The organism is Corynebacterium auriscanis, from assembly GCF_030408435.1.
Lineage (GTDB): Bacteria > Actinomycetota > Actinomycetes > Mycobacteriales > Mycobacteriaceae > Corynebacterium > Corynebacterium auriscanis.
Genome location: NZ_CP047046.1, coordinates 1990527 through 2006995, shown reverse-complemented (window position 1 = coordinate 2006995; position 16469 = coordinate 1990527). Strand labels below are relative to the sequence as shown.

General features: G+C 58.4%; 18 protein-coding genes. 12 read left to right on the top strand and 6 right to left on the bottom strand.

What is annotated here, in order from left to right; all coding sequences use genetic code 11:
• The first annotated feature begins 90 nt into the window (after positions 1-90).
• From hpf to CAURIC_RS08485, 6 genes are all read left to right on the top strand, one after another.
• Positions 91-759 (top strand): ribosome hibernation-promoting factor, HPF/YfiA family, encoded by a 669-nt coding sequence (hpf, locus tag CAURIC_RS08510; RefSeq protein ID WP_035114813.1) that lies wholly within the window; start codon positions 91-93, stop codon positions 757-759.
• 214 nt (positions 760-973) lie between these two features.
• Entirely contained in the window at positions 974-3583 is a 2610-nt protein-coding gene (secA, locus tag CAURIC_RS08505) for a preprotein translocase subunit SecA (RefSeq protein WP_035114864.1), read from the top strand.
• A gap of 739 nt (positions 3584-4322) precedes the next feature.
• The gene (locus CAURIC_RS08500; RefSeq protein WP_035114815.1) at positions 4323-4733 is read left to right on the top strand and encodes an HAD family hydrolase; all 411 of its coding nucleotides are present in this window, start codon (positions 4323-4325) and stop codon (positions 4731-4733) included.
• Between the two features lie 20 nt (positions 4734-4753).
• Entirely contained in the window at positions 4754-5260 is a 507-nt protein-coding gene (locus CAURIC_RS08495; protein WP_035114868.1) for a DUF6912 family protein, read from the top strand.
• Between the two features lie 196 nt (positions 5261-5456).
• Positions 5457-6149, top strand: a complete 693-nt coding sequence (locus CAURIC_RS08490; RefSeq protein ID WP_035114817.1) for an AzlC family ABC transporter permease — start codon at positions 5457-5459, stop codon at positions 6147-6149.
• A complete protein-coding gene (locus CAURIC_RS08485) occupies positions 6149-6448 on the top strand; it encodes an AzlD domain-containing protein (RefSeq protein WP_035114819.1) in 300 nt (99 codons plus the stop codon). Before CAURIC_RS08490 ends, CAURIC_RS08485 begins: the two co-directional genes overlap by 1 nt.
• A gap of 119 nt (positions 6449-6567) precedes the next feature.
• On the opposite strand, the gene rsgA is transcribed toward CAURIC_RS08485, so the two are convergent.
• Positions 6568-7569, bottom strand: a complete 1002-nt coding sequence (gene rsgA / locus CAURIC_RS08480; RefSeq protein ID WP_035114821.1) for a ribosome small subunit-dependent GTPase A — start codon at positions 7567-7569, stop codon at positions 6568-6570.
• A 1-nt stretch (position 7570) separates the two neighbouring features.
• Positions 7571-8860, bottom strand: coding sequence for a 3-phosphoshikimate 1-carboxyvinyltransferase (gene aroA, locus CAURIC_RS08475; RefSeq protein WP_035114822.1), 1290 nt, complete (start codon positions 8858-8860; stop codon positions 7571-7573).
• Between the two features lie 58 nt (positions 8861-8918).
• On the opposite strand from aroA, the gene CAURIC_RS08470 reads away from it, so the two are divergent.
• The 3 genes from CAURIC_RS08470 to rsrA all read left to right on the top strand — a co-directional run bounded on the left by CAURIC_RS08470 (position 8919) and on the right by rsrA (position 10697).
• The gene (locus CAURIC_RS08470) at positions 8919-9587 is read left to right on the top strand and encodes an SOS response-associated peptidase (RefSeq protein ID WP_035114824.1); all 669 of its coding nucleotides are present in this window, start codon (positions 8919-8921) and stop codon (positions 9585-9587) included.
• Between the two features lie 181 nt (positions 9588-9768).
• Positions 9769-10440, top strand: a complete 672-nt coding sequence (locus CAURIC_RS08465; protein WP_052095058.1) for a sigma-70 family RNA polymerase sigma factor — start codon at positions 9769-9771, stop codon at positions 10438-10440.
• Positions 10437-10697, top strand: a complete 261-nt coding sequence (gene rsrA / locus CAURIC_RS08460; protein ID WP_035114825.1) for a mycothiol system anti-sigma-R factor — start codon at positions 10437-10439, stop codon at positions 10695-10697. The genes CAURIC_RS08465 and rsrA overlap by 4 nt, the downstream gene beginning before the upstream one ends.
• Positions 10698-10892: 195 nt before the next feature.
• On the opposite strand, the gene CAURIC_RS11100 is transcribed toward rsrA, so the two are convergent.
• The 4 genes from CAURIC_RS11100 to CAURIC_RS08445 all read right to left on the bottom strand — a co-directional run bounded on the left by CAURIC_RS11100 (position 10893) and on the right by CAURIC_RS08445 (position 14147).
• Positions 10893-10967, bottom strand: coding sequence for a 50S ribosomal protein bL37 (locus tag CAURIC_RS11100; protein WP_011274008.1), 75 nt, complete (start codon positions 10965-10967; stop codon positions 10893-10895).
• A 76-nt stretch (positions 10968-11043) separates the two neighbouring features.
• Positions 11044-11310: a WhiB family transcriptional regulator gene (locus CAURIC_RS08455; RefSeq protein WP_035114826.1), complete on the bottom strand. Its 267-nt coding sequence runs from the start codon at positions 11308-11310 to the stop codon at positions 11044-11046.
• Between the two features lie 322 nt (positions 11311-11632).
• The gene (locus tag CAURIC_RS08450) at positions 11633-12895 is read right to left on the bottom strand and encodes an Rv3212 family protein (protein ID WP_035114827.1); all 1263 of its coding nucleotides are present in this window, start codon (positions 12893-12895) and stop codon (positions 11633-11635) included.
• Between the two features lie 4 nt (positions 12896-12899).
• Entirely contained in the window at positions 12900-14147 is a 1248-nt protein-coding gene (locus CAURIC_RS08445; protein ID WP_290182470.1) for a DEAD/DEAH box helicase, read from the bottom strand.
• Between the two features lie 124 nt (positions 14148-14271).
• Between CAURIC_RS08445 and CAURIC_RS08440 the strand changes: the two genes are divergently transcribed.
• The 3 genes from CAURIC_RS08440 (at position 14272) to CAURIC_RS08430 (ending at position 16449) form a co-directional block, all read left to right on the top strand.
• The gene (locus tag CAURIC_RS08440; RefSeq protein ID WP_035114828.1) at positions 14272-14493 is read left to right on the top strand and encodes a DUF3107 domain-containing protein; all 222 of its coding nucleotides are present in this window, start codon (positions 14272-14274) and stop codon (positions 14491-14493) included.
• A 256-nt stretch (positions 14494-14749) separates the two neighbouring features.
• On the top strand, positions 14750-15568 hold the full coding sequence (locus tag CAURIC_RS08435; RefSeq protein WP_353959077.1) for a DUF3152 domain-containing protein: 819 nt from the start codon (positions 14750-14752) through the stop codon (positions 15566-15568).
• Complete coding sequence (locus CAURIC_RS08430) at positions 15568-16449, top strand: TIGR02569 family protein (RefSeq protein ID WP_290182465.1); 882 nt, start codon at positions 15568-15570, stop codon at positions 16447-16449. The genes CAURIC_RS08435 and CAURIC_RS08430 overlap by 1 nt, the downstream gene beginning before the upstream one ends.
• Positions 16450-16469 lie beyond the last annotated feature (20 nt).

Sequence of the window (16469 nt, the reverse complement as noted above, 5' to 3'; positions counted from 1 at the left end):
GGTAAACTCAAAGTGGAAGCAAAGTTCCCCTGAAACGGCTGAATAGCAAACCGGCTACACAGCCTGGGGAGCAGGACCTGGGAGGTTGAAATGTCGACCGATAAGTTCGCAGCCGAAGAACGCACGGAACCAGAAGCGCAGGTGGAAATCACCGGCCGAAACGTTGAGGTGCCCGAGCACTTCGCGGAACGCGTGAAGGGCAAGCTGGCCAAGATTGAGCGACTGGATCCAACCCTGACCTACTTCCACGTAGAGCTGAAACACGAAGCCAACCCACGGCGTTCGGATGAGTCCGATCGCATCCAGATCACCGCTACCGGTAAAGGCCATGTGGCTCGCGCCGAGGCAAAGGAAGATTCCTTCTACGCAGCACTCGAGGTTGCCATCGGTCGCATGGAGCGCTCCCTGCGCAAGGTGAAGGCTCGCCGTAAGATTTCTCTGGCCGGCCACCGCGCGCCCAAGGGTATTGGCGAGACCACTGCCGCACTGGTTGAAGAAGCCAAACCAGATCAGGCCGAGGACAAGCCTGGCAAGTACGATATCGATCCTTATGAGGATCAGTTCAAGCCAGGTCAGGTTGTTCGTAAGAAGGTCCACAAGGCTGAGCCAATGACGGTGGATGCCGCACTTTCCGAGATGGAATTGGTGGGCCACGATTTCTACCTCTTCATTAACGAAGAGACCAACCAGCCTTCGGTCGTCTACCGTCGTCACGCATTCGACTACGGTTTGATTTCTCTGGAAACCGACAAGGCCTAATTGCAATGGCGGGTTGTCGTAGGATCCCCTGACACCCGTTGCCGCCCCTTCCTCCCCGGTTTTTTTGGGTGGATGGGGCTTTCTTTCTTTGAGCGACGCCACGCTGGTTAGCACAAGCGCTCAATGAGGGTAATATGAGAAACCATTGATTGGGGCTCCTAAGCTAGGGCTCAATAACAACGTTTTAACCCACAAAGATAAGGACACCTCAGACGTGCTAGGACTTTCGAAGATTCTCCGCATGGGCGAAGGTCGCGCTGTTAAGCGCCTCGACAAAATCGCCGAGCAAGTCATGGCTCTGGAAGACAAGTACTCCGAACTGAGCGATGAAGAGTTGCGGGCGAAGACCGATGAGTTCAAGAAGCTCGTGCAGGAGGACGGCAAGAGCTTGGACGACATCATGCTCGATGCCTTCGCCACCGCACGTGAAGCCTCGTGGCGTGTGCTGGGGCAGAAGCATTACAAGGTGCAGATTATGGGTGGTGCTGGCCTGCACTTCGGCTATGTTTCCGAGATGAAAACGGGCGAGGGCAAAACCCTGACTTGTGTGCTGCCCGCATACCTCAACGCGCTGTCCGGCAAGGGCGTGCACGTGGTGACCGTGAATGACTACTTGGCTAAGCGTGATGCCGAGTGGATGGGCCGTGTACACCGCTTCCTAGGTCTGTCCACGGACGTTATTTTGTCAGAAAAACGCCCTGAAGAGCGCCGCAAGGCGTATAACGCGGATGTCACCTACGGTACGAACAACGAGTTCGGCTTTGACTACCTGCGCGACAACATGGCGCACAGCTTGGATGACTTGGTACAGCGTGGCCACAATTACGCCATCATCGATGAGGTTGACTCGATCCTCATTGACGAGGCCCGCACCCCGCTGATTATTTCCGGTCCCGTCGACGGTTCCAGCCAGTGGTTCAGTGCCTTCGCCCGAATTGCTCCCAAGATGACCCGCGACATCCACTACGAAATCGACGAGCGCAAAAAGACCGTCGGTATCAAGGAAGAGGGAGTGGAGTTCGTCGAGGATCACCTAGGTATCGAGAACCTGTATGCTCCTGAGCACTCCCAGCTGGTTAGCTACCTTAATAACTCCATCAAGGCTAAGGAGCTTTTCACCCGCGATAAGGACTACATTGTTCGCAATGGCGAGGTAGTCATCGTGGACGAGTTCACAGGCCGCATTCTGGACGGTCGTCGGTACAACGAGGGCATCCACCAGGCTATTGAGGCCAAGGAAAATGTGGAGATCAAGAACGAGAACCAGACTCTGGCGACCGTGACCCTCCAGAACTACTTCCGTCTCTACGACAAGCTGGCCGGTATGACTGGTACCGCGGAGACCGAGGCGGCTGAGCTGAAGTCCACGTACAAGCTGGATGTGGCTCCGATTCCAACGAACAAGACCAATCAGCGTAAGGACAACGTTGACCTGATCTACAAGACTCAGGAGGCGAAGTTCGAAGCAGTGGCCGACGATATCGCTGAGCGCGTGGAGAAGGGGCAGCCGGTGCTGGTTGGTACGACCTCCGTCGAGCGTTCCGAATACCTTTCCCAGCTGCTGCAGCGCCGTGGCATTAAGCACAATGTGCTGAATGCTAAGTACCACGAGCAGGAAGCGGAGATCGTCGCTCAGGCAGGTCGCCGTGGTGCAGTGACCGTGGCTACCAACATGGCTGGCCGCGGTACGGACATCGTGCTGGGTGGTAACCCGGACATCATCGCGGACATCAATTTGCGTGAGCGCGGTTTGGATCCCGTGGAAAACCCAGAGGCTTATGAAGAGGCTTGGGATACCGAGATCGAGAAGGTCCGGGCGGCGTCCAAGAAGGAAGCTGAAGAGGTTCGCAAGGCCGGCGGCCTGTACGTCTTGGGTACGGAGCGCCACGAATCCCGTCGTATCGATAACCAGCTGCGTGGTCGTTCGGCCCGTCAGGGCGATCCCGGTGAGACCCGCTTCTACCTGTCCATGCGCGATGACCTGATGGTCCGCTTTGTGGGGCAGACGATGGAAGCCATGATGACTCGTTTGAACATCCCGGATCACGAGGCCATCGATTCCAAAATGGTGACCAACGCGATTAAGGGTGCGCAGTCTCAGGTGGAGGGTGCCAACTTCGAGATGCGCAAGAACGTCTTGAAGTATGACGAGGTCATGAACGAGCAGCGCAAGGTGATCTACCGTGAACGCCGCCAGATCCTCGAGGGTGAGGATGTGGAAAAGCAGATCCGCGGCATGATCGACGACACGATCAGCGCGTATGTGGATTTCGAGACCCGCGAGGGGTACGTCGAGGACTGGGATCTGGATAAACTGTGGACCGCGTTGGAATCCCTGTACGGGCCATCCATGACCCACGAGTCCCTCGTGGAAGGCGAAGAGTACGGCAAGAAGGGCGAGCTGAGCGCGAATCAGCTGCGCGAAGCCCTACTGAAGGATGCCAACGAGCAGTACGACCGGCTCGAAGCAGACGTTGCCGAGCTATCCGGTGATGACGAGCAGATGCGCGGCATCGAGCGCGGTGTGTTGCTCAACGTGGTGGACCAGAAGTGGCGCGAGCACCTCTACGAAATGGATTACTTGAAGGAAGGCATCGGCCTGCGTGCAATGGCGCAGCGCGATCCACTAGTGGAGTACCAGCGCGAAGGTGGCGACATGTTTAACCGGATGAAGGACGGCATCAAGGAGGAAACAGTTCGCCAGCTCTTCCTGGTCCGTAACCAGGTCGCGCAGTCCCGCGGCAACATTCAGGTCCATGATCCTGCCGAGCACCACGAGACTAAGGACGTCTCCCAGAAGCGCCAGCAGATCATCGGTGGATAGTTTCGGCCACTGATTCCGAGGCCTTCAGATCACTTGAATAACCTCAACGTGCCACGCGTGGGTGCGTTGGGGTTTTCTTATGCGCGGATCGAGGCGTCGCCAAGAAAGGGTCCCCACCACCGCCCGCACCCGGTTTCCGAACACTACCGACGCACAAAACCTGGTTCGCCGGTCGCCATCACCGGGTTGGATATGCAGGCTTTTTATTCCCGACGCCGCCATGGTGCCCCGCTCCCGTGCAACAGTACGCTCAAGATCTGCCAGAGCAAGGGGGGTGAAGGGTGCCCGCTGCAGGGATTTTATGGAGCGACGGCCCGCGAGAGCTTCGAGCCAGAAGGTCAATAGGCGCCCTACGACGGGGTGGGGTGCTCCTCCGCAGGGAGTGGAGGGTTCTGCAGGTGGTGTGGCTGCTGGCGACGTGGCAGTTTCGTGTGTCGTGGTCACTGCGAACTTCTGGGCGGCCGCTGGTGACGTTGCGGGGACGCGTGGCTCAGTAGTTTCCTGTGGCGGGGGCGGACCAGGCTCCGGGGTTATTGTGCGCGGTGCTGTCGGGTGAATGGGTGCGGGTCTGCGCAAGTAAACGTAGCCTGTCAGTTGATTCACGAATATGCCCCCGAATTGTGAAAGCCATGGTCAGCGCCAAGAAAATGGCGGTGGAAGTCCCCCGACTTCGCATCGCAGCCCAGTATAAGCGGTGGGCACGCAACTTCGCAGGGCAATGTTTGGCACAATTGAGCCTATGCGTGGATTAGTAGTTGATTATTGTGGTGTCCTTGACGGCGCCGAAGAAGATCGCCGTCGGTGGCGCAAATTGTTGTCTGCCGCCAAAGCCGAGGGGATTTCTACCGCTATCCTGTCGAATGATCCGGGTGGGGCTGGCGCGGCGCCGATCCGCACGTGGCTGGAAGGTGGCTACGTTGACGCGGTGGTGCTGTCCGGCGAGGTCGGAGTGGAAAAGCCGGATCAGAAGATTTTCGGCATCACGGCAAAGCGCTTGGATTTGCCGGTCAACGACCTAGTTCTCGTCGATGACAACATCCTGAATGTGCGTGGTGCTGTGGATAGCGGCATGATTGGCGTGTACTACCAACAGTTCGACCGGGCCGTCGTGGAGATCGCGGGCTTGTTTGGGCTGGAAGGTGAGTTCTAGGGCCCGTTATGACCAAAACCATGCGTGTATACATCCCCGCAACGTTTGACATTTTGGCGGCGTTGCACCGCGAGGGTGAGCACCCCGTGCGCTCTGCGGTGGCTTTCGCACTGACTCCTGCGGTTCGGGAGTACTACACCGGGGGAGACGAGGAAGAGCTGGCGTATAGCGCGTTTCTCGACGCAGCAAAGGCATCCTTGCGCCTGCTGTCAATCGGTGACGAGCAGCGTTTCCCGCACCGCCGTGTGGTGATCAGTGCCGATATAGATAGCTCCGCTGTGACTCTCCACCCGGAAGACGGTGAATCAGTTGTTCGGTTGAACCCACCCCGGCTCACCGTGCCACAAATCGCCGCCATCCATGTGGACGATGCTGATGCCGAAGAGGCGACTGCACGGGCTATCGATTTGGTCGACGCCGCGGACTTAGGCGATGAGGATGCTGAACTGGCGATCGGTGATTGCGAAGACAACTTGATGAGTTGGTACGACTGCAAAGAGCTGCCGTTTTTGGTTGAACTGATGTGACCGTGCCGCAGGTCACCACAACCCGATGGTGGAGACTGCAAAGAGCTGCCGTTTTTCGTTGAACTGATGTGACCGTGCCGCAGGTCACCACAACCCGATGGCGGAGACTGCAAAGAGCTGCCGTTTTCGGTTGAACTGATGTACTTGAATGGTGCGCCTTCCGACAGCACCTGTGATGACCTAGATTTTGCAAGGAATGAATCGAGCAGAGTTAAATAAGACCACGCGTACCGCCCTGCGCGCTACTGCTCCTGTAGCGATGGGGTACATACCGTTGGGAATGGCACTGGGGGCGTATTCCACGTTTCTGGGGTTCCCCCTATACGTTGCGCCGTTAACGGCGTTTCTGGTGTACGCGGGCTCTATGGAATTTCTATTGCTGGGCATGATCGCTGGAGGGGCAGGGTTGCTCCACATAGCGACCAGTACTCTATTGGTCAACAGCCGGCATGCACTGTATGCGTTTTCTTTTCCTCAATCCCTGTTGCGGAATAGGTTCACGCGTATCTATGGTCCCTTCGCCCTTACTGATGAAACATATGCGTTGATCAACGGGGGATATAATCCTCAAAGTGAACAGGAATTGATTGCAGCCGAGATGGCCAATCATTTCTATTGGGTTTCGGGCGCTGCGGCGGGTGCCGTACTGGGGACCTTCATTCCGGAGTCCTTCGATGGCTTCAGTTTCGCGTTGACGGGACTGTTTGTACTCCTGTCCTATGGCTCATTCACGCAAACGAGCCACCGCGGGATGATCATGGCCGCAGCTCTTGTTGCGATGATCCCAGCGCTCTTGCTGCCAAAGGATTACTTCTTGATCGTGGCCATGCTTCTTTTCATTGCCATCGTCTACGGGATCGTGACACATGAAAAGAGGTCGCAGGCTTGATGGTTGCGTCAATTCTCATCGCCGCGTTGTTGACCTTTTTGTTGCGATACATCCCCGTGAAACTCTCGTCGCGGATATCTCCCGATGGGACGATGGCCCAAGTCGCAGCTCACATGCCTTTGGGCATCATGGTCATTCTCGTGGTCTATACGTTCCTGGGGGCGGAGTCGAGCCAACAAGCCATACGTCTGGGCATTGGCGCTGTGGTCGCGTTGTTATTAGAGATCCGGTACGGCAACACCCTGCTGTCGTTTGTGGCAGGCATGGTTGCGTTCTCGGTAACGGTGTTCTGGATTTAGCGTAGCGACGGGCTTTGCAACCTTTGGGAATGCCACCTGTGCCCCTCCCACGGAGCGATTGGTGCTAGGGGGGGCGAGTATAACAGTCGCAGCCCGCGCGGCTCGATGTCCACTGCCGCCTACATCTCCCACTCATTGTTGCTGCGCAGGGCTTCGAGCATCTGCCGCACTCCGGCCACCCGTCGCGCGGAAGCCCCTTCCAACCGATCAAGTGCGCATTCGGGATCGGTTGGTGGTCCTAGGTGCGTGCATCCCCTTGGGCAAAGTTCGATGACTTCGCGCAGATCATCAAACACGTTGACCACGGCATCGGGGTTGATATGGGCTAGTCCGAAACTCCGGATACCCGGGGTATCGATGATCCAGCCGCCCGTGGGCAGCTCTAATGCGACTGATTGTGTGGAGGTGTGACGGCCTTTGCCCACGCCACTGACCTCACCAGTCGCCCGTTCTGCAGTGGGAACCAGGCGATTGACCAAGGTGGATTTTCCTACTCCGGAATGCCCGATCACACAATTGACGTGACCGGTGATGAGACGTTCTAAATCTGCCAGTTCGTCTTCCACCCCGCAGGTGAGAACCCGAACGTTGAGGGCATCGAACTCCGCGGCAAACTCGCGGTAATCCGCCAAGTCGGTTTTCGTCAGGCACAGCACTGGCTGCAAGCCGCCCACAAATGCCGCCACCAACGCGCGTTGCACAAAGCCCGCGCGCGGAGGGGGATCGGCCACGGCCGTAACAATCAACAGGTTGTCCGCATTCGCCACAACAATGCGCTCGTAAGGATCCGTGTCGTCGGCAGTGCGCCGCAGAACCGAATGGCGTTCCTCTAAGCGCACGATCCGCGCTAGGGTGTCCTTTTTGCCACTGGTATCCCCAACTACCCCCACGCGGTCACCGACCACCACGGCAGTACGGCCCATCTCGCGGGCACGCATGCACGTGACCAGCGTGCCAGAATCGTCGAGAACTACACCCCAGCGACCTCTATCGCGGCTGACCACCATACCCAGTTCCGCATCATTGTGGCTGGGGCGGTCTTTAGTGCGGGGGCGTGAACCTTTACCTGGACGGATGCGGACATCGGATTCATCCCATTGGCGGGAATTGCGACGGGCCAAACTACCGCTCCAGTCCCAGCATTTCCGCCCAGCGAAGGCGGAAACCCGGCAGGGTTTTCGCGGTGGTGTCGATATCCTCAACCTCAATACCTTCCACGCGCAGCCCGATGATGGCCCCTGCGGTGGCCATGCGGTGATCCGCGTAGGATTCCCAGCGGCCACCGTGCAGCGGAGCCGGATCGATGATGAGACCATCCTCCGTTTCCTGCACGCGCCCGCCGAGGGCATTGATGTTGGCCGACAGTGCCGCCAAACGATTCGTCTCATGTCCGCGCAGGTGCGCGATGCCATAAAGGTGGGATCGGGAATCGGCCAGTGCGGCGAGAGCGACCACAGTGGGTGTCAATTCACCAATATCGTGCATGTCCCACGTGATGCCCTTAAGAGCGCCGGTTCCGCGGACCTCCAAACTGGAATCGTGGGCTCGGTATTCGCATGTCACACCCATGTCGTCCAATAGCACACGGAACTGATCACCTGGCTGAGTTGTGGCCTGGGGCCAGTTGCCGATGCGGACGGTTCCGCCTGTGACGGCCGCAGCGGCCATAAAGGGTGTGGCATTTGATAAGTCTGGCTCTACGGTCCACGTGCGCCCCTGGATGGGGCCCGGGTGAACGATCCATTCGTTGAAACTGGACTCAACCTTGACCCCGGCCATGCGCAGCATTTCTAACGTCATTTCCACATGCGGCTGGCTGGGCAGGGCATTGCCTACGTTCGTGACGCGCACGCCGTTGGTGAAGCGTGCCCCGGCGAGCAGCAGGCCGCTGACGAACTGGGAGGACGCGCTGGCGTCGATTTTTACTTCCCCGCCGTCTATGTGGCCACTACCGTGAATGAGGAACGGGAGGCCGTCGGGGTTTTCGTCGCTGATCGTTTCGACTTCCGCACCGAGTGCGCGCAGTGAATCCAGCGTGGTCGCCATAGGGCGTTTCCGTGCCTGCAGGTCGCCATCGAATTCCACCGTACCCTCGGCGAGTGCGGCTAAAGGCGGGACGAACCGCATGACCGTGCCCGCCAGCCCGCAATGCACCACGCCGCCGGTCAGGTGTGGTTCCGGCACGACGTGCACAGTGGTGCCGTCCGTTCGGATCTGGGTTCCCAGTTGGCGTAGGGACTCCATCATTAGTTCAGTGTCCCGGCTTAATAGTGCTCCGTGAATAGTGGAAGGGCCTTGCGCTAAGGCGGCAAGGATCAACGCCCGGTTCGTAATGGATTTGGAACCAGGAATGTGAACTTCAGCCTCGATGGGTTGAGAGGCATGAGGGGCGGACCACAATTGCTCAGACATAGCTCCATTGTGCCAACATTGGCGGTCATGTGGGCATACCGATGGGCATAATGGGGGCATGTGTGGTCGATATGTCCTTTTCAGCACAACCGAGACCCTAGTCAAAGGTCTGGAACGGGAGCTGCCGGGCGTCGGAATAGTAGGTAGCTACGCCAGCGGCAATCAGCGACCGAATTACAATATTGCCCCCACCCATGTGGTTCCCATTGCCCGCATGTTCCACGGGCAGCCGGCCATCGGTCCTGCGCACTGGGGTTATCCACCGCGCACGGTTTTTAATGCCCGAGGGGAAACGGCTTTCGAGAAACCAACTTTTCGCGGTAGCCTGACTTGCCTTTTCCCCATGGATGGCTGGTACGAGTGGACGACTACCGATCCCGAGGGGCGCGCGGAGCCGAGCGGAAAGCAACCGTATTTCACCGCTCGGGAGGATGGAGAGCCGTTGTGGATGGTCGGCCTATGCAAGGTTGTTGACGGCCGATTGCATTCCACCATCATCACCACCGACGCCCCGCCGGGCATGGAATGGCTGCACAATCGGATGCCGAAAGCTCTGACACCGGACCAGTGGGAGTTTTGGCTGACTGCGACGGTGGGGTCGTCGGAGATGCGGGAACTGGCTGCGACTCCTGCGGGGGAGGGCGTTGTTAGGGCGCTATCCAGTCGCAAGGCAGATAGGGCAGTGGGCAACGTATCGAACAACTACGCGGAATTGATCGGTGGTTAGGAACAGAGTGACTGCGGGGGAGCTCGCGCCAGCGCCGAGTGGGGGGCTCCAGAATGCGTAACGGCATTGCGGAATAGTTACTCCAGATCCAATACTAGCAATGAGGGGGAACGCGCGAATTGCCGTCAGGAATACAATGGGGGCAGCACACGTTAACCCGAGTAGTCCAGAAAGGGATTACATGACCGTGGAAAACACTGAGCGCGCTCGCCAGGACGGCGAGTTGAATCGTGCGCCGGGTGAAAGCGATGCGGACCTTTTGCATCGCTTTGAGCGCGATGCGCTGCCGCTGCTTGACCAGTTGTATGGTGCAGCTTTGCGGATGACTCGCAACCCGGCCGACGCGCAGGATCTTGTTCAAGATGCGTACATGAAGGCCTTCAACGCTTTCGCGTCGTTTAAGCCGGGGACCAACCTCAAGGCGTGGATGTACAGGATTCTGACGAACACGTACATCAACTCGTATCGGAAGGCGCAGCGCCGCCCGGCAGAACAAAGCGCTGATGAAATGACGGATTGGCAGATGGCTGAAAGCGCGTCTCACGATTCAGTGGGATTGCAATCCGCCGAGGTAGAGGCATTGAAGCTGATACCGGATTCCCGTATTCAGCAGGCCCTGATGGATCTGCCGGAGGACTACCGGATGGTTGTCTACTACGCAGACGTGGAGGGTATGCCCTACAAAGAGATCGCGGAAATTATGGACACCCCGATCGGAACGGTCATGAGCCGTTTGCACCGTGGCCGGAAGAGGCTGCGTGTAGCACTAAAGGATGTGGCTGCCGAGCACGGCATTGCTATTCAGAAGAAGAACTCTGCGGTCGCTAGGAAAGACGAGGTGAACGTTCGATGACCGGTCCAAAGAATAAGTGTGAGGAGCTTCTCGAAGTGCTGTATGAATACGTCGACGGCACTGGGGGGCCACAAGCGCGTGCCGAGTTGCAACGCCACGTTGACGAGTGCCCCCAATGCTTGCAGGCGCTGGGATTGGAGCAGCAGGTTCGGCAGTTACTGCGTTCGTGTTGTTCGCAGCCTGCACCGAGTGACCTCCGCACTCGGATTACCACACAGCTTCGGGTGCGTTACGAGGTCCGCCGTTACGAAAACTAGGGCCGGCAGCTAGCCGGCAGCTGGCGGGCCGGCCAGAGTTCGAAATTGTGCTGGATGGTGCGCGGCAGCGCAGTGCCGAGCGGACACACTTTTTGCTCCTCAACTATCGCATAGCGCAGCTAAAAAGCCCGGATGACTCCTTGGGTGAAACAAGGAAACCATCCGGGCTTTGGCGGATCTCATCCACGGGGCGCTTTAGGAATTTGGGCGCTTTCCGTGGTTTGCCTTCTTCTTGCGGCGATCCTTACGCTTACGGCCACGCTTGCTCATTGCAGCTCCTTTGGTGGATTGAGGGGTTGAACCTTTAACCGCTACAGCTTATCTGCCACGGCGGAAAAACCGGTAATTAGAGGCTCAGGCGAGTACGGGTGCGGGTGCGACCGCGATTGTTGCGGCGCTTCAGTGCCCGACGCTCGTCCTCGGACATGCCTCCCCATACGCCGGCATCCTGGCCGGACTCAATAGCCCACGACAGGCACTGGGAGCTTACTGGGCAGCGGTTGCAGACCAACTTCGCTTTTGCAATTTGGGCGAGAGCTGGACCGGAGTTGCCTACCGGGAAGAACAGCTCTGGGTCTTCATCGCGACATACAGCCTTGTGGCGCCAATCCATGATCAATGTTCCTTTCGTTGAGGTGCTTTCTGTGCGGGCACGTAGAAACCCGCGGATGGGAATCCGTCGTAAAATGGGTGTGCGGCGAGATGGGCAGCGTGATCGCTGTAGCTTTACGCCGGATGAAAGAGGAGGGCTTTTAACGAAGTTTGCCTTTCGTTAACCTCATGGCCTCTTTGCGGTTACTTGAAGAATCATCGCACGGAAATAGCGCCAGCGCTAGAGATAAATCAAAAAAGTGACGAAGCTCACACCAGAGCAATTTGAGTTTAGTTGCCCATAAGCCTATGAGAACGGAAGCTGCACCACTACCTGCGAACGTCTACGCACCCAGCGCGACGACCTTCTCGCCCCGCTTCTCAAGAATCGTTTGCCCTGTGAATGCTATCTCAATAGGGCCTTCGTACCCGCCACGATCTACACCAATGGTACGTTCCACTTTTCCGGATGATGGATCTACCAACGCAATACCGTTGTCTCGCATGGGCACGGCAAGCTTTCCGTTGAGCACGGTTCCTACCCCCTGTGCCCCGGGTAGGGTCCACAATGGCCGGAACGTCTCCGGGTTTAACGCCACCAGAGCTCGTCCATTAAACCACCCAGCCATGCTGCCGGTGTGGATCGTCAGGGGCTGGAAAGGTGCAGAATCATGATTCTGCAAGCGCTGATGCAAATCCGGTCCAACGTCTACGGGAAATTCCTCAAAGTGGCCTTCTTTATCCAGCGACTGAATACGTGCTTTCTTTCCGCTCGCCGCGGGTATCGCAATCGCGGCGCGGTGTTCATTCGCGCCGATTATTTCACTGCCCGCTGGAACGCGGTACACGTGCCACGATTCCGGGGCATCTGAATCCTCAGGCGTGGTGTTGAGCAAACGCGCGTACTTCTTGCCGTCCTTCTCTCCAGGGCACTCCTGCACGGTCGCCAGCAGTGTGCCCGCCGTCCCCACGGACGTGAAGTTGCAGTGTGTATATTCCTGCTTGCCCACTTTTACGGGTGTAGGCATCTTTCCCACTTCCACTGTGCGCACCAGATCACTGCGCCACGTCTCTAAACGCGCGGGCGAAAGAATTCCGATGATGTCCTCGCTGCGGAAGCTCGCAACGTCGTCGGGCGCGATGCTGTCGCGCGCGCTCCAGTACTGGCCCGTCTTGCTATCAAAACTGATTGCCTGGCCACACCCCTTGGGGCCACGAAAAACCACGGTTGTTTTATCCCAACCCTTGGTTACCGCGCACACGTCTTCGCCCTTGTCGTAACTCCACCGTTCGGCTCCGGTGGCAGCTTCCAACATGCGGACCTTCGTTCCGTTTACTTGGACGACGCCCTCTTGGTCCACCACCAAGTCTTTCCCTAGGGTGGTTGTGGTCCACAGTTCACGTGGGCGCTGAGGCAGTTCCGCGTTTCCTGTTGCGAGGACCGCTGAGCTGTCTTTGGCAACGTGGTGTTCCACACTGTGGGCGTCGGAAGTCAGCCACACACCCACGCCTCCCATCAACAGGCCAGCAGCGATGAGCGCGGAGGCGATAATGTCGCCGTGTGTGCGGCGCTCGGGAGAGGGGAGGGAAAACCGGCTGGGGGACATAGGGCTAACGGGTTCCTAACACGCGGCGGGGTGACCCCACGCGATCGGTAACGTCAGATGGCAGATTGAAGGCCTCGAGGAATTCCGGGGAGGAGGAGAACCACTGGGGTGGATTCGTTAAGTCCAGCTCTAAAATCTCGCAGAGGGAATTGAACCGATCTACTTCGTCCCAACCGACCAAGGTAACCGCCATGCCTGTGTGGCCGGCCCGCCCTGTGCGGCCAATGCGGTGCACGTAGGCGCGGGGGTCCTCGGGGCTTTGGTAGTTGATCACGTGGGTGACATCTTCAACGTCGATACCGCGGGCGGCCACATCGGTTGCCACCATGACATCGACCGTGCCGTTGCGGAAGGCCTCTAGGCACTGTTGGCGCTCAGCCTGCTTCATATCGCCATGCACCGCGCCAACTGCAAAGCCCAACTGGCCTAGGTCGGAGGCCACGAACGCTGCCTGCTTCTTGGTGCGGGTGAACACGATCGTTCGGCCGCGGCCAGGGGTTTGCAAGATGCGGGCTAGGGCGCTCATACGATCCAGTTTGTGCGATTGGAAAGCCAGTTGCACCGTGGTGGTGTGGGTTTGTTGCGTCTGTGCCTGATCTGCCTGGATCTGCACGGGATGGTGCATAAAAGTCCGCGATAGTGCCATGATCGGCCCCGGCATGGTGGCGGAAAATAACATCATCTGGCGGTTGTCGTTAGTTTCTGCAATCAGAGCCTGGGCATCCTCTAAGAATCCCTGGTCCAGCATCTCATCGGCTTCGTCGAGGACCACGATCTCCACATTGCCGAGTAGCAATTCACCCCGTCGGTGAAGATCCAATAGGCGACCGGGCGTTCCCACCACAACGTCGGCGCGCCCGTGATGAAGCTGGTCAATCTGGGTTTCGAATCTCACACCGCCGTACAGCGCCAGTACATCGAGGTCTGGGAGGAATTGAGCGGCGATGGTCAGGTCGTCGGCCACTTGAATGCACAATTCGCGTGTGGGAACAATAACCAGCGCCCGGGGAGTGCCGTCGGGTGGAGTCACGTGGGCGTCGTCAAAAACCCGGTCCAACAAGGGGATGCCAAAACCGTAGGTCTTGCCCATGCCCGTGCGAGCTTGCCCGATAAGATCCTTGCCAGCCAAAGCGAGAGGGAGGCACAACTCCTGGATCGCGAAAGCGTGTGTGATGCCACGAGTGGCGAGGCCATCGCAAATCTCTGCGGCGACTCCCAAGCTCAGGAAGGATGGGTGCTCGCTGGGGGACAAGGTTGGGGGGTTCCTCTCTGCTCGTTTCATTTCTCCATGCGGGGCCTGACGGGGCCACGAACGGTGTGGGTATGATGGAAACATTACTGCAAGCCCAACGAGAAAAGGACGGCAAACCTTCCTTATGCAGATCAAGATCGGCTTTAAGCACAATTCCCGCGAGCTCAACATCACGACCGAAAAGGGTCAAGAAGAGGTCGTTAACCAGCTGCAGCAGTTCCTCGGCAGCCAAGACGATACCACCGTGGTTGAGGGGGCCAAGGGTGCCCGCTACCTCCTGGTTCGAGACCAAGTCGCATACGTGGAGTTCGGTGCGGAGAACAAGACATCCGTCGGTTTCATCTAAAGAGATTCATCTCAAGAATCGCCTAGAGGCGACCCCGTATTTTTGACCTTGGCACTTCCTTCGCTCGGCCTTGGGTGAGAACCTCACCCGAGGTGCGAATGATCGGTTCATCCCCTTGAAGAAAGCACCCGTGGAACATCCTCGCTTTGCTATACCGGAACCCGATAGGCCCACCCAGCACACCGTTGCGACGTGGGCCCGTTCGCATTGGGTAGCGGTGCTGGCGGCGGTTTTTGTTGTGGTGTCTCTACTTATTGTGATCAGCATTCAGGGCTCTAAGGGGGACGACGCCACGCAGACCCACGCCGCCGAGAACCACCAGTCCACGGGTGGATCCGAATCGCCACATCGCACCGACCAGCCGATTCCGGCGGGAACCCTGAGCAACGTCACGCTGGGGGAGCTGCCACCCGGTGGGCCGTACACGAACAAAGGTAGCGGCAAGTACCGCACTGTTGCGGGCGACGGCAAAAAAGCCGGTGAGGGTCGCGAAGACCATTACACGTATGTTGTTGAGGTCGAAGACACCATCGATGCGTCCGCCTACGGCGGTGATGATGGGTTTGCCGCGATGGTGGAAGCTACCTTGTCCAACCCGAAATCATGGATCGGGGACAAAAGGTTTTCGTTCCAGCGCGTGGATGGCTCGAAGGAAAAGAATCCGGATTTACGGGTTCAGTTGACGAGTGCGGAAACCACGCACCAGGTATGTGGTAACGAATACAAGCTGGAGACCAGCTGTTACATGCCAGAGGGCAATCGTGTGGTGCTCAACGAATCCCGTTGGGTGCGCGGCGCGGTCCCATTTGAGGGTGACCTGGGGGGATACCGGCAGTACATGATCAACCACGAGGTTGGCCACGGCATCGGCTACCCCGCGCACGTGGGCTGCGAGAAAACGGGCGACCTGGCGCCCATCATGATGCAGCAAACCCTGAGCTTGAAAAACAGTGAGTTATACAAGATCAACCCGGATGAGGTCTACGACAACGACGGCAAAACATGCCGTCCGAACCCCTGGGTTTTCCCACTGGATAAACCAGGCGGAAATAGGCTCCCGGGAAGGAGCAAATAGTGGTTGCTGATTACCCTCAAGACGGGACCCACGAATCCCAAGTTCCGGCGCATATCTTGGCCAGCTATGGCGTGGCGTCGGCCCACCCAGTGCAGTTAGACGAGGAATGGAGCGGGGGCTGGCGCTGCGACCGAGCGGTGCTCTCGCCAGCGGACGAACCTGCGCGGGCAGCCTGGATCGCGAAGGTCATGGCAAAAGTCCGCCCCGCGGGGGTTACGGTGTCTCGGCCGATTTCGTCCAGCGACGGGCGCTTTAGCGTGTCGGGGTGGCGCGCGCGGACTTTCATGTCCGGTGATAGGGCGCCCCGGTTTGACGAAATGGCCGCGGCCGCATTGCGCCTGAACGAAGCCCTGCGGGGAATTCCATGGCCGGCGGTAATGGACGAGAATCCGCTGCGGGATCCGTTTTCCGCGGCCGATACCGCTACTTTCGCCGAGGATCCAACGGTCCATATCACTGAAGTTTTGGGCGCGGATTCCATTCCATCGGCAGGGCAAGCGGAGGCACTGGCAAAGGCGATGTCGCTGGTGGGATTGCGCAAGGAACTGGGGGCTCCAGATCAGGTGGTGCACGGTGACGTGGCCGGATGCGTGATTTTCGACGGGGCTGCGGATCCCGTGATCACCGATTTCGTTCCGGCCCATCATCCCGCGGGGTGGTCGGTCGCACTGTTGATCGTGGACTGTATGGCCTGGGGGAACGCCCCTGATGCGCTGCTGCAGCGGTGGGGCCATGTGCCCGATTTCAATCAGCTGGCCTTACGCGCGGCGATGTACCGCCTGTTTGCGCATGCCATGTTGGGGGACCAAGCGAATCCGCAGGCATTGCCCGGCTTGTTACGGGTGGCGGACGTCGTGGCCGCCAAAATCGAACAGACTTAAGTGGAGTGTCGTGGACGGAT